This window comes from Priestia sp. RMT2NF4 (assembly GCF_047872835.1).
GTDB lineage: Bacteria > Bacillota > Bacilli > Bacillales > Bacillaceae_H > Priestia > Priestia zanthoxyli.
This window is the reverse complement of the sequence record NZ_JBLQZO010000001.1, coordinates 405715-418734: the sequence shown is the minus strand read 5'-3', so window position 1 is coordinate 418734 and position 13020 is coordinate 405715. Positions and strand designations below refer to the sequence as shown.

Genomic DNA, 13020 nt, shown 5'->3' with positions numbered 1-13020 from the left:
TCTGGCTATATGGAAAAAGCAAAAATCAGCGCCACTCAATTATTCATTCTCATGGTATTATTCGAACTGGGAAGCGCTTTATTAGTTCCTCTTGCAATGAGAGCGAAGCAAGATGCATGGCTAGTTATTTTAATTGGAATGCTGTGCAGCTTTTTTTTCTTCTTAGTCTATCATAAGCTCTATTCCTACTATCCGGACCTCCTCCCTACAGAATACATGCAGAAAATTTTAGGTAAGGTATTGGGAACACTTCTTGCATTTGTATACATTGTCTATTTTTTATACGATGCATCACGAGTTCTAAGAGATTTCGGAGAAATGCTTCTTACTTTTGCTTATCCCGATACGCCTTTATTTATTGCCAATGCCTTATTGATGCTGGTCATTATCTATATAACCCGAAAAGGAATTGAAGCGATAGCGAGATCAGGAGAGCTTCTGTTTATTTTTATGTATTTTCTAGCTATTGCAGGCTTCATCTTAATTATTAGCTCAGGATTAGTTGATTTTAAGAACTTGCAGCCGGTATTAAAAGAAGGAATACTTCCTGTTGCCAAAGTTGCTTTGACCGAAACGCTGTATTTTCCTTTCACAGAGGCTATTGTATTTACCATGCTTCTTCCTTATTTGAGCAATCCCAAAAAAGCGAGTGTCACCATGCTATGCGCAACGGGATTAAGCGGAATTAATCTAATTATTACGATGATCATTAACATTAGCGTGCTTGGAGTTGATCTGACGACAAGATCACAGTTCCCTCTTCTTAGTACTGTCCAAACGATCCAAGTAGCTGATTTTTTAGAGCGTCTAGATGTATTTTTTATGTTCGCTATGGTGATTGGGATTTATTTCAAAGTTAGCATCTTGTTTTATGCTTCTATAATAGGTACAGCTACTTTATTTAAAATTAAATCTCCTTCCCGTCTAGCGTATCCTTTAGGTATCATTGTGCTGTTTTTGTCGATTACAATCGCTAGTAATTTTCAAGAACACCTTTATGAAGGACTGCACGTAGCAAGATTTCTTTTGCATATGCCGCTATTTTCTATCGTACCCCTACTGCTTCTGATTATCGCCTTTTTGAAAAATAGGAAGAAGCAGCACAGATAGTATATCTCTACTAAATAGAAAAAATGGCGTTAAAATTATCGAGGTGATGTGCGTGTATATATGGTTTTATGATCATTTTGTTAATACCATCTTATTTCCGCTTACTTGTATCATGCTAGTGTGCCTGTCATTAGGACTGTATGCATACTTTAAATTAAAAAAAATGAAAAATTGATACTAGACGGCTATTTTTCTCATTCAAAATAAGAAAGATACAACAAGATAGAAAGCAACTGTTATTCCCGCTGCAATTAAAGCTGGCTTTAATTTATACTTGGCATATTCAATAACAGATAAATCTAATATTTTGGCGATGGTATTCGTATCGTCGCTTAAAGGTGAAGAAAACGCTCCAAAGGAACCGCTCGCAAACACTGCACCGATAATTAACGGCAAAGAAAGATCTGCAGAACTTGCAAGCGATACGCCAAGCGGCATTAAAATCCCCCACGTTCCCCAAGCAGATCCGATAAAGTAAGAAATAGCGGCTCCAAAGATAAACATGAACGGAGTGACAAACATTTGAGGAATCCACTTAGAATGTGCCGTCACGAAATTTGAAAAACCTAAGTCTTCTGTAACAGCGGATAATCCCCATACTACCGATAACAACAAAATAACGGACATCAAGTCATTGCCTCCTGTGATAAAACCATTAAGCAAATTCTGTAATGTAAAGCGCTGAAACAAGAAAAAAATGAGGGTAATTAACGTAGTCATAATTAAAGCTACTACCATCGCTTCTAACACGTCTGCTTTAATAAATGCTTCAAAAAAGGTGTGACTCTTACGATGTCCACTCCACCATGTTAAAAGTAAGGTAAGTGAAATCACAACAAGTAAAGGTACTAACAAATTCCAAGGCTTAGAAGGCAAATCCTTCGATACGCAAGGATGACAATCATGCCAATCTTTTTCGTCTTCTTCCTCGAGCTTCATAGGAGCCGTAGACGTTGAATGATGAAAAAAGCTGAAATAAATCCCTACTAAAATAATCACAATCGAAAAGAAATTATAAGGAATGCTTTGAATAAACAAAGAATAAGCGTCTTGTTTTATGCCTTGATGATCAATTGCCATTTGAATGATTGAGACCATATATCCTACAAATGCCGTTGCCACGGGAATTAAGACGATAACAGGAGTAGCAGTTGTTTCAATAACAAACCCTAGCTCTGCTGTCGTCATTTTCACTTTTTTCAGCAGCGCTCTCATAATGGGCGCGATCGTCACAAAACGAAAGGTGGGAGCACTGAATGTTCCAATGGTTGAAACATAGGTTAAAATAAGAGCTTTTTTTCTTGTATCAATTCTTTCTGCAGCTGTTTCCACAAAACCTTTAACTCCTCCAGCCATCTTAATCATTCCGATAAGCCCTGAAAACGCGTATAAAAAGACAACGATTTCTATATTACTTTTATTTCTAAGGGCTTGTACAACGTAGTGAAGTAACTTTTCAACACCTCCGACAATCGAATGATCAATCAAATAAGCGCCTACTAATAAGCCTAAAAACAACCCTGGCAGCACTTGTTTGGTGAAAATAGCTATTGGAATAACAATTAAAAACGGTATAATTGAAAACCAACTAGATTCCATAGGACTCTCCCCCTATCTTAAAAACCATATTAGACGTCTTCACGTATCGTTCATTAGCTTTTAATGTAACCCCAATAATATGTGTATATTCATGAAAACAATACGTATAAGCAGCACTGATTGAATAAACTATTTCTAATTAAAAACAGCATAGTAAAAATCTTTATTTCTACAACAAAAAAAGCAGTTTGCACATGCAAACTGCTTTTGAAAAGAAGCGGAAGACGAGGTTCGAACTCGCGACCCCCACCTTGGCAAGGTGGTGTTCTACCACTGAACTACTTCCGCGCAATATATAAAAGTAAAGATGCGGGTGAAGGGACTTGAACCCCCACGTCATAAGACACTAGATCCTAAGTCTAGCGCGTCTGCCAATTCCGCCACACCCGCGTGTGAATTGAAAAATAACTCCAAAATGGCAGGGGCAGTAGGAATCGAACCCACACTGACGGTTTTGGAGACCGTAGTTCTACCTTTAAACTATGCCCCTAGAAATGATTTCTTCAAAAGAACCTCGTTTATTGACGACGCTATATTATAATAAAACATATATGGAATTTCGTCAATAGGTCTTTTTATGAATCATGACTAGTACTGGCGACTTCAAAAAAAACTGTGAGGCATATCACAGCTTTTTACACTTTCCACTGCCAGTTGCAGCACCTTTTACCCTCTACCATTTATTTTTAGAAGCTTTCTGTAAAAGCCCTTTTTTAGGCAAAGTGCAGAACTATACAAAATGTCTCCAAAATCGCGTGAAGACTGAAAGAATATGGAGGAGTGCAGATTTTACAGGAGGCACGTTTTTTTGAGAATCCGTATTAAAATCCACAGGTTCCCCCTCATTTCCCACAAGCGTACTGTGAGAAATTTTAGTTTCAATAGCCCCTGTTAGCTCGGCTGCAAATTCTTCACTATCTATCATAACCATAGATTCAGTATTTAAAAATACAGAACGTGAATCTAAGTTAAAAGAACCAACTGCGCTCAAACGCTGGTCGTAAACAACGGATTTCCCATGAATGGAATAAGGCTGTTGATATTCATAAAGCTTTGAAGCCGCTTTTATGACGCGATTTTTCACTCCTAAGTATGCAGAAAAAGCCATAGCATTCGGAGTGGACGTAATAGAATTCGTTAAAATAATTCTTTGCACTTTAGATTTTACTGACTTATCTATATACTGTTCCATCTCTTTTGTTGGTACAATATAAGGACTTTGAACGACAATGGATTTTTCAGCTTGCTCGGAAAGCTTAATAAACGTTTTCCATATAAAAGGGCTTTTATTCATTCTTTGAATAGGATTTGTAATAAAAGAAATCTTTCTTGTAGGCATCGTCGATTCTCTCCATACAATATAAGGATGGACAAAGGGTTCGTTTGCTTTTTTGGCCTCTTCGTATTGATCTATTAACAATTTCTTTCCTGAAAGGCCACGAAATTGTTTAGTTTTCTTGAGCTTTGGAAAAGCTTTGCGCGTATACGGGTGGTTCCATAATTTCTCTACATACTTCTCCATTGAGAGAATGACACTATTACTTTCTTGCTTTGTATTATAAATCAGCACATCACGGTCATAGACAAAATTTTTATCCGGTTGACTGGCCAAGTATTTATCTCCAATATTTCGTCCTCCACTAATACCTAATTGGCCATCGACTACTATTATTTTATCGTGAAGACGGTTATGCCATGTCCAAGGTTTAAGAATAGTAAAGGGCTCATAGTACTTTAATTCAATATTATTGTGGAAAGCTAGAGCATAAAGAACATTTTTTCTCTTGCCTTTTAACCCATGAGAGATCCCGTCTAACAGCACTCGAATACGTATACCTCGGTCCGCAGCTTCGAATAAAGCACCCATAAGTAAATCCGACGAACGACCTTTGCCGATGGAAAAGTACGCAATATCGATTGTATGCCTCGCTTCTTGAATCATCTGCATCCGAACAAGCCCTGAAAAATAACCGTTTTCCAAAAGCATAACACGGTCTGTGGATTCTTTCTTTCCGTAAAAATTCTCAGTATTCATTACTTTTAAGTCTTTTCCCTTGTGCAAAGGGACATAAAACAGTACCACTGCAGTTACGAATACATATATGAAGTACAATACGACAATCATTATTAGTATATTTATTAGCATGTTTCCTGTCACAATCCCTTTCCATTCTTATCGTTCTGTTTTTATTAGGATTCTTACTTTTTTAACTTCTATACCTTTTAAAATAAGAATGGAACGATGGATTATTTGTTACACTACTGTTGATTTCCGTGCAAGCCTTCGCTTCCGCTCCTGCAGGGTCTCACCTATTCTGTTTTCCCTATAGGAGCCTTCGCCTTGCCCTCCAAACAACTCCTAGAAGCAATTATATACACGAAACCTACATTCACTCTGCCAATAAAAAAAAGCAGAAGTTCATTATCTTCTGCTTTTGCAATTTATACCCTATTGTGAACCTGCTCTAAGTGTAAGTAAAACAGCGGCTCTTTTATTGATTAAGGTCGTTTTCCATATCTTTTATGTCTTGCTGAAACTCAGTTAAACGCTGACGCTGTGTTTCAGAAGCATTTTCAAGCGCATTCTCGATTTGCTGAGAGGCTTCGTTCACTTCACCTATCGCTTGCTTCGCTTCATGTCCATAGGATGCATCATTTTTAGCTTCATTTGCCTGTTCATATGCATCTACTGCTTCTTTATGCCCCTGCTGTGCTGCTTGAAATGATTGTTGTTTATCTTTGTTATATGGGAATTTTTTCATCATAGTGCTCCTTTCCATTTGTTCACTCTATAGTGTGGCATTTTTCCACTTATTCATACGACGTTTCAATAGGTTGAAGCTGCGTAAATATTCCGCATAACAAATTTCTTTATTATTTAAGAGCATCCAATGATATCTTTTATCCCTTGAAATACTTTCTATATTTTACATAAATGTATAATCACTTTCTTTAGCGGACATCATACGAATAGCTTATTTGAACGTCAAAATATATTGGGGTTGACTGCATGCACTTGTTTCTTTCCTTTTTGATCATTTGTGCAGGGATTATATGGATGGAAATAAAAAGATTACCTCAACACTCTCATAAAAAAGAACGGAAAATTTTTATTGTATTCATGACAATCAGTATCATAATAGCTCTTGCAAAAATCTTTCGGCTGCCTCTACCGAACCCTTCTGATTGGGTAGAAGCAATGTTTCAACCTTTAAGTCACTTATTATTCCGTTGGATCACTTAATTCGTGTATATGGCAAAAGGATGTGCTCATTTTGCTTAATGAAATCAATATTTCGGCTGCGCAATTTCGCAAGCTAGTAACTTTATATAGCATCGGAAGCACAATTATTGTTGTGCCTGCCGCTATTACGGCTGATGCTCATCAAGACGCCTGGATTGCAGCACTTTTCGGTGTAGCATCAGGAATTGGCTTAGTTTTGCTTTTTACCTCACTAGGAAAAATGTTTCCAACGCTTACGCTGATGGAAATGAACGAAAAAATTTTAGGTAAACTGTTTGGAAAGATTGTTTCTGCTGTTTTTGTATTATCCAATTTGTTTATCAGCAGTCAAGTTCTTTACTATGTAGGGAATTTTCTCACTACACAAATTCTTCCCTACACGCCGCTTACAGCCATCCACATTGCATTTATGGGTGTGGTTATCGTAGGAGTACGCCTAGGGATAGAAGTTATTGCACGAAGTGCCGAGATTTTATTCCCTTGGTTTGTCGGATTATTCGGACTTCTGATTTTGTCTATGATTCCGCAAATTAAAATAGAGCATATTCAGCCTGTGTTCGAAATACATCCAAAAGCTTTTATTCGGGCTGTTTTAACGTTTTTAAGCATGAGTTCTTTGACTTATACGATTCTGCTTATGATTTTTCCTTCCCATACACCAGACACAAAAAAGTCCACTCAATCTTTTTATATAGGTAATATAGCCGGTGGACTAGTGATGGTTACGTTAATCTTACTCGGAATTTTAGTGCTTGGTCCTTATTACTCCCAAATCACCATGTTTCCAAGCTATGAATTAGGAAGAAGAATTGATGTAGGAAACTTTCTTCAAGGAATTGAAGTAGTCATTGCTATTTTGTGGTTTATTACTCTCTTTTTTAAGCTTTGCATTTACTTTTACGCTACTCTTTTGGGGTTTGCCAATGTATTTCATATAAAGGACTACAAGCTATTTTCTTTTCCAGTCGCACTCATCATGATTACACTTTCCCTTATTGTGTATCCAAGCGTTTCTTATCAAAAAGATTGGGATACAAAAACGTGGATTCCCTACAGCTTACTTGTAGGCATCTTATATCCGCTTTTCCTTTTAATTGCAGGATTTATTCAAAACAAAAAGCAGCATTCTTCTAACAGCGACTAAAAAATCAAAAACCTTTAATAGAGAATGCACCTTCAGTATAAGTAGTTATTTTTCTGGAAAATATAACATTAATTATTCATGTTTAGGAGCTAGTCTATGCTAGGGGTATTGGGGTTACTTATTGTTTGCACGCTCGTCATTTGGTTTGAAGTACCTAACTTACGGCAAAAAAAAGCGAAGAAAGAATTATGGCTATTCTACACAGTTCTTGCAATTGGAACGTCCGTAAGCATCTGTAAAGCACTGGGTTTGTATGTTCCAAATCCTTCTGATTTATCAGCTGCTATCTTTAGACCAATCAGCATATTTTTACTTCATTTATTATCTTAATACGTAAGACGAGGAAGTGAATACCGTGAAACCTGTAGTTAAAATTTCAACGATTCAATTTCGTATGCTCGTCATGCTTTATACAATTGGAAGCACAATTGTTATTGCTCCAGCGGCTATGACTGTTGATTCTAAGCAAACTGCTTGGATTCCGGCTATTCTCGGAGTAGCATGCGGATTTGTATTAGTGAAAGTATATATAGCTCTCGGACTTTTATTTAAAGATAAAAATCTGGTAGAAATCAATGATGTAGTATTTGGAAAATATCTAGGAAAAGGTGTATCTTGTTTATTTGTCCTATCTACTGTCATAACGTGCAGCCGCATTGTATACTACGTCGGGAGTTTTTTAAATACCCATATTATGATGGAAACGCCGCTGCTTGCTATTCATATTATTTTTATGCTTGTGGTTGTGTTCGGGGCAAGACTCGGGCTAGAAACAATTGCACGCTGCTGTGAAATCTTTTTCCCGTGGTTTGTTGGCCTTCTCGGAATTTTTATTTTTTCACTAACTCCTCAAATGAAACTTGAAAATCTTATGCCTTTAATGGACATTCACTTAAAACCACTGACTCATTCGGTTCTTATCTTTCTTAGCATTACTTATTTTACTTTTGCTCCTTTGATGATGATTTTCCCCCTTCATTTAAGAAAACCTGAAAAAGGAGCTAAAGCTTTAATGAGCGGCAGCCTGCTAGGTGGATTTATTATGGTAATTGTTATTTTTTCTTGTATAATCGTTATTGGTTCTTATCATTCTTCAACTACCATGTTTCCCGTATATGAAATGGCTAAGCGAATTGAGGTGGGAAATTTTTTGCAAGGAATCGAGGTAATTATTGCCATTATATGGTTTCTTACTCTTTTCTTTAAAGTTTCTCTTTATTTTCATGCTTCCATCGCTGGACTTTGTCATATTTTTAACATCAATGAAACTCGATTTCTAACGTTACCGATGGGATTAATTGTTACGACTTTTTCCATTATTGTGTACCCAACCATTACCTATCAAAAAACATGGTTAGCCGAAACGTGGATTCCCTATAGTTTTTTGATGGGAGCTTTATATCCTTTTATTCTTCTTATCATAGGATGGATTCGTTTTAAACCAGCTAAAATAAAAATAAAAAAGATAATAAAATCTACATAAAAAAAGCAGGTAGTCACCTGCTTTTTTATGCTTGAAGCGCTTGAAGCCCTGCTTGGTTTAAGAAATGCCAAGGCTTATTAAAGTGGGGTTGAAAGAAAAAGTCCATAAAACCAAGCTCATCGATCGTCATTTCCTGCTGTACGCATACAGACAATGTATTAATTGCTTGAGTAGCATCAATTTTAGAAATAACCTGTGCACCTACAATTCGTCTCGTTTCTTCTTCATATACTACTTTTAACGTAATATTTTCGTACGTTGGCATGAATTCTGGTCGGTTATTTTCTGATATTGTGATACTTTTCACATTCATATCAAAAAGAGAAGCCGCTGTTTCAGTTATGCCGGTAGATGCAACATTGTAATCATAAATATGCAAGCCTGATGTTCCTTGTGTTCCCATATACTTGATCGTCGGTTTAACAAGGTTTTGAGCAACTAATGTTCCCATTCTAACCGCATTTGTAGCAAGCGGAATATAGGCATGTTTCTTAATCGGATTGTAGTAAATCGCACAGCTATCTCCGGCCGCAAATATATCTTTTTTGCTTGTTTGCATATATTCATCAACCACAATTGCGCCGTTTGGAAGCATGTCTACCTGCCCTTTTACTAAGTCTGTGTTTGGACGAAAGCCAACACACAAAATAACAAGATCCGCTTCATATTCACCTGCAGTTGTCACTACTTTTTCAACAGATCCATCGCTGCCTGCAAATTTAGTAACCGCTTGGTTTAATGCTAATGTAACTCCCCGCTTTTTAAATTCCGTTTCCATCAAGCTTGTAAACTCTGGATCAAGATATTTATTTAAAATACGATCAGCACTATCAATGAACGTGACTTCTTTTCCATATACTTCAAAGGCTTCTACTAATTCTGCACCAATATAACCCGCACCAATTACGGCGATTTTTTTTGCTTGTTTTGCTTTTTCGATAATGTGATTAGCATGCTGATAGTTTTTACAAAGCACAACATTATTTAAATCGATGCCTTCAAGGTTTGGAATAATCGGCCATGATCCAGTCGTCATCACTAATTTATCAAATGTATCTTCAAATTCTTCGTTTGTTTCTAAGTTTCGCACCGCTATTTTTTTGTCTTCTGTATCAATATTCGTCACTTCATGTTTCATTTTCATATTTACACCCATCTCTTGCAATTCAGACGGTGAAGAGTAAAATAAACCATTTGCATCTTTTACGACCCCGCCTACATAGAGCGCAATTCCACAAGACAAAAATGAAACATTATCATTTCGCTCATAAACTGTAATTTTAGCTTCTGGATAAAGTTCTGCCATATTTTTCACTGCTGCTGTTCCTGCATGTGTACACCCTACTACTGCAATTTTCATAGATGATATCCCCCTTAGGATTATAGAAAATATAATTTGTGAAGTTTTTCACATATATTGTGAAATGTTTCACATATCTTTTACAATTCTTATTATACAAACATGTTTGTTCTTTTTCAAGAGATATGTGAAAAAAATCACATACTTTTTTAAAAAAATATGTTACAGAGTTCTTTAAATAGCATTGAAGCTTGATATGATGCACTTTTTTTGTTGATGCGCTGCTGATGAACAATTTCATCAGCTTGTTTTTTCACGTAGAAACTCACTATCCAATGCACTCTCTAACAAAAAAAATAAACCGGATAAAATAATCATCGCTAAAATAGATACACGGATTCCGCTTATAAGCAAGTCTGCTATATAAACCGATAGAAAAGTAAAAAATATGTCCACAAAAGCTGCAGATGCTACAAATAATACTCTGTTCATCCTAGCATTCTTCATTAAAAAAATAAGCGCCTTTGAAAAAAGCTCTGTGATAGAGCCAAACACAAAAATAAAAAATAGAAATAAACATATGGCCCAGTAAGAGTCATACTCCACTCCCATCACTCTAAGGAAGCCTATAAAACCAAAAAAGTAGCTTCCCATTAAGATAGCTAAAATGATTAGTACCATCGCTCCTGCTATAAAGAACGCAATTAAAAGATCCATTCCCTTGCTTTTTCTTTTCATTGTTCCATGCCACCTTACTTATGATTCAATCCGTATTATACCAAAAAGAGGACGAGACATAACGAAACGAATCCATTCTAAAAACAAACAACTAGTACACATGAGCGGAGTCACTTTGGACACCGCCGTTGACTTCCGTGAAAGACTTCCCCTTGTCCTCCAATCAACTGCTAGAAAGACCTACACACGAAACCTACATTTACCACAACAAAAAAAACGAACCACGAATCAAACATCTTGATCAATGGTTCGTTTTTCACTTTGTCTAAAATCTTTTTGTCCTAGTCTCTTTTCTACTTTACTTATCTTTTTTATCTTGAAGAGCTTGTTTTAAAGCATCTCCCAAGCTTGAACCAAATGCTCCGTCATCGTTGTATTTGTTAAGAAGCTTTCGTTCTTCTCGTTTTGAAATCTTTTTCTTTTTGTCCTCGGCTTTTTCAACTACTTGACATGAACGGCATTGGAAATACGTACCTGCTTTTCCTGAATGAATTTCCATTCGTTTATGACACTGCGGACAGCGTCGGTTCGATAGTTTAGGGTCTTTTGCGCGTCTATAGCTGCACTCAAGGCTTGAACAAACGAGCACTCTTCCTTGCTTTGTTTTCTTTTCTTTTAAGAACGAACCGCATTCCGGACATTTAGAGCCCGTTAAATTATGAGGTTTGTACGTTTGATTACTTGTTTTTACTTGCTTGACAAGCTTTTCTGTTTGTTCGCGAATATTCGTTAAAAACTCTTTTGCATTTCCTTTTCCTTTAGCAATTGCCTCTAAGTCACGTTCCCATTTAGCCGTAAGCTCAGGAGACTTTAACTCGTCTGCTACTAAGTCAATCAGCTGCTTTCCTTTTTTTGTTGCGTGCAGACGGTTATTTTGGCGATCAATGGATTCGTTTTGCAAAAGTTTTTCAATAATATCTGCGCGTGTTGCCGGCGTACCTAAGTTGTGTTTTTCCATTTGTCCAAGAAGATCGGCTTCTGTATAGCGCTGCGGCGGCTCTGTAAATGCACTTTTCATCGTTGCATTTTGAATGAGCAGCTTGCTGCCTTCTTTCATATCAGGCAGCTTCACCGTTGCTTCTGAGTCTCCACCAGAAACTTTTTTGAAGCCTGCATTCACAACTTGCTTTCCGCTCGCTACCAACAGTTCCCCGTTTACTTCAAGCTCTGCTTTAACCACTTCATACTCATATGCAGGATAAAACAATGAAATAAATCGCTTTGCAATTAAGTCATACAGCTTTCGTTCATCAGCTGATAAGTCCTGTAAAAACACAGGCTGATCCGTTACGATAATCGCATGGTGATCACTTACTTTTTCATTATTAACCACTCGCTTTGGCAGCTGTGCATTTTTAAAAATTGGACGAACTTCTTCTTTATATACAGCAGAGATGCTTTCCAAGCGCTCTTTCATAGTGGAAACCATATCTGTTGTTAAATAACGAGAATCTGTACGTGGATACGTGACTAACTTATGCTGTTCATATAACTTTTGAAGTACATTCAATGTCTTCTTAGCAGAGAAGTTAAAGCGTTTGTTAGCGTCGCGCTGCAGTTCATTTAAGTCATAAGGAAGCGGCTGCGCTTCTTTATGCATTTTACGCTTGATTGTTTTCACAACTGCTTCACCTGATAATTTTGAGTGCAGCTCTTTTGCACGTTTTTCATCAAAAATGCGCTTTTCATTGCCCTTTTGCCAAGCTGCTTCAAACGACGAAAACTGAGCTGTAAGCGTCCAATATTCACTAGGTTTGAACGTGTTAATTACTTGTTCACGCTCAATTATCATCGCAAGCGTCGGTGTTTGTACACGTCCTGCTGATAATGGTTCTTCGTATTTAGTCGTTAACGCTCTCGTTACGTTTAAACCGATAAGCCAATCGGCTTCTGAACGGCAAACTGCTGAATCATACAAACGATTAAACTCTTTTCCTGGTTTTAGCTGTTTAAACCCGTCACGAATCGCTTTGTCCGTTTGAGACGAAATCCAAAGACGTTTAAACGGCTTGTTCCAGCGTACCTTTTCCATAATCCAGCGTGCTACAAGCTCTCCTTCACGCCCTGCATCAGTCGCAATAATTAACTCGCCAATATCCTTTCTTTTTGCTAGATCGGATACTGTACGAAACTGAGAGCTTACTTTACGAATTACTTTTAGTTTCATTTTCTCAGGCATAATTGGCAGATCTTCTAATCGCCATGTTTTATATTGGTTATCATAATCCTCTGGTGTTTGTAATTCAACTAAATGGCCGAGTGCCCATGTTACGACATACTTTGGCCCTTCAATATACCCTTTTTTTGTTTGTGTGCTGCCAAGCACGCGCGCAAGATCACGTGCTACACTTGGCTTTTCTGCTAATACAAGTGATTTCATTTTATGTATACCTCCAATTCAC

At 37.1% G+C, this 13020-nt stretch carries 10 protein-coding genes and 3 tRNA genes; 4 read left to right on the top strand and 9 right to left on the bottom strand.

Features of this window, described 5'->3' with window-relative positions; translation table 11 throughout:
- The first annotated feature begins 9 nt into the window (after nucleotides 1–9).
- Nucleotides 10–1110: a GerAB/ArcD/ProY family transporter gene (locus tag ACMX9J_RS02095; protein ID WP_176344101.1), complete on the top strand. Its 1101-nt coding sequence runs from the start codon at nucleotides 10–12 to the stop codon at nucleotides 1108–1110.
- 198 nt (nucleotides 1111–1308) lie between these two features.
- Here the strand turns inward: ACMX9J_RS02095 and ACMX9J_RS02090 are convergent, their stop codons facing one another.
- The 6 genes from ACMX9J_RS02090 to ACMX9J_RS02065 all read right to left on the bottom strand — a co-directional run bounded on the left by ACMX9J_RS02090 (nucleotide 1309) and on the right by ACMX9J_RS02065 (nucleotide 5471).
- Nucleotides 1309–2709 carry a Na+/H+ antiporter NhaC family protein gene (locus ACMX9J_RS02090; RefSeq protein WP_028413444.1) on the bottom strand — a complete coding sequence of 467 codons (1401 nt, stop codon included), beginning with the start codon at nucleotides 2707–2709 and terminating at the stop codon, nucleotides 1309–1311.
- A gap of 216 nt (nucleotides 2710–2925) precedes the next feature.
- Nucleotides 2926–2997: transfer RNA gene (locus tag ACMX9J_RS02085), tRNA-Gly, on the bottom strand.
- 20 nt (nucleotides 2998–3017) lie between these two features.
- A tRNA-Leu gene (locus tag ACMX9J_RS02080) sits at nucleotides 3018–3099 on the bottom strand.
- Between the two features lie 26 nt (nucleotides 3100–3125).
- Nucleotides 3126–3199 (bottom strand) — tRNA-Trp (locus ACMX9J_RS02075).
- Nucleotides 3200–3439: 240 nt separating this feature from the next.
- A complete protein-coding gene (locus ACMX9J_RS02070) occupies nucleotides 3440–4834 on the bottom strand; it encodes a phospholipase D family protein (protein ID WP_165636100.1) in 1395 nt (464 codons plus the stop codon).
- 367 nt (nucleotides 4835–5201) lie between these two features.
- Nucleotides 5202–5471 (bottom strand): hypothetical protein, encoded by a 270-nt coding sequence (locus ACMX9J_RS02065; protein ID WP_014460213.1) that lies wholly within the window; start codon nucleotides 5469–5471, stop codon nucleotides 5202–5204.
- A gap of 504 nt (nucleotides 5472–5975) precedes the next feature.
- Between ACMX9J_RS02065 and ACMX9J_RS02060 the strand changes: the two genes are divergently transcribed.
- The 3 genes from ACMX9J_RS02060 to ACMX9J_RS02050 all read left to right on the top strand — a co-directional run bounded on the left by ACMX9J_RS02060 (nucleotide 5976) and on the right by ACMX9J_RS02050 (nucleotide 8580).
- Nucleotides 5976–7097, top strand: a complete 1122-nt coding sequence (locus ACMX9J_RS02060; protein ID WP_235918753.1) for a GerAB/ArcD/ProY family transporter — start codon at nucleotides 5976–5978, stop codon at nucleotides 7095–7097.
- Between the two features lie 96 nt (nucleotides 7098–7193).
- A complete protein-coding gene (locus ACMX9J_RS02055; protein WP_033578905.1) occupies nucleotides 7194–7427 on the top strand; it encodes a hypothetical protein in 234 nt (77 codons plus the stop codon).
- Between the two features lie 25 nt (nucleotides 7428–7452).
- Nucleotides 7453–8580 (top strand): GerAB/ArcD/ProY family transporter, encoded by a 1128-nt coding sequence (locus tag ACMX9J_RS02050; RefSeq protein WP_028413449.1) that lies wholly within the window; start codon nucleotides 7453–7455, stop codon nucleotides 8578–8580.
- Between the two features lie 25 nt (nucleotides 8581–8605).
- Here ACMX9J_RS02050 and ACMX9J_RS02045 read toward each other — a convergent pair whose 3' ends face one another.
- The 3 genes from ACMX9J_RS02045 to ACMX9J_RS02035 all read right to left on the bottom strand — a co-directional run bounded on the left by ACMX9J_RS02045 (nucleotide 8606) and on the right by ACMX9J_RS02035 (nucleotide 12998).
- Nucleotides 8606–9940 (bottom strand): FAD-dependent oxidoreductase, encoded by a 1335-nt coding sequence (locus ACMX9J_RS02045; protein WP_028413450.1) that lies wholly within the window; start codon nucleotides 9938–9940, stop codon nucleotides 8606–8608.
- Between the two features lie 240 nt (nucleotides 9941–10180).
- Entirely contained in the window at nucleotides 10181–10618 is a 438-nt protein-coding gene (locus ACMX9J_RS02040) for a YrvL family regulatory protein (protein ID WP_274863851.1), read from the bottom strand.
- A 298-nt stretch (nucleotides 10619–10916) separates the two neighbouring features.
- Entirely contained in the window at nucleotides 10917–12998 is a 2082-nt protein-coding gene (locus tag ACMX9J_RS02035) for a DNA topoisomerase III (RefSeq protein ID WP_416225349.1), read from the bottom strand.
- Nucleotides 12999–13020: the final 22 nt, after the last annotated feature.

What these genes read in the sequence shown, in the direction of transcription:
- ACMX9J_RS02095 (WP_176344101.1), top strand. Translation starts at nt 10, where the DNA reads ATGGAAAAAGCAAAAATCAGCGCCACTCAATTATTCATTCTCATGGTA.
- ACMX9J_RS02090 (WP_028413444.1), bottom strand. Translation starts at nt 2,709, where the DNA reads ATGGAATCTAGTTGGTTTTCAATTATACCGTTTTTAATTGTTATTCCA.
- ACMX9J_RS02070 (WP_165636100.1), bottom strand. Translation starts at nt 4,834, where the DNA reads ATGATTGTCGTATTGTACTTCATATATGTATTCGTAACTGCAGTGGTA.
- ACMX9J_RS02065 (WP_014460213.1), bottom strand. Translation starts at nt 5,471, where the DNA reads ATGAAAAAATTCCCATATAACAAAGATAAACAACAATCATTTCAAGCA.
- ACMX9J_RS02055 (WP_033578905.1), top strand. Translation starts at nt 7,194, where the DNA reads ATGCTAGGGGTATTGGGGTTACTTATTGTTTGCACGCTCGTCATTTGG.
- ACMX9J_RS02045 (WP_028413450.1), bottom strand. Translation starts at nt 9,940, where the DNA reads ATGAAAATTGCAGTAGTAGGGTGTACACATGCAGGAACAGCAGCAGTG.
- ACMX9J_RS02040 (WP_274863851.1), bottom strand. Translation starts at nt 10,618, where the DNA reads ATGAAAAGAAAAAGCAAGGGAATGGATCTTTTAATTGCGTTCTTTATA.
- ACMX9J_RS02035 (WP_416225349.1), bottom strand. Translation starts at nt 12,998, where the DNA reads ATGAAATCACTTGTATTAGCAGAAAAGCCAAGTGTAGCACGTGATCTT.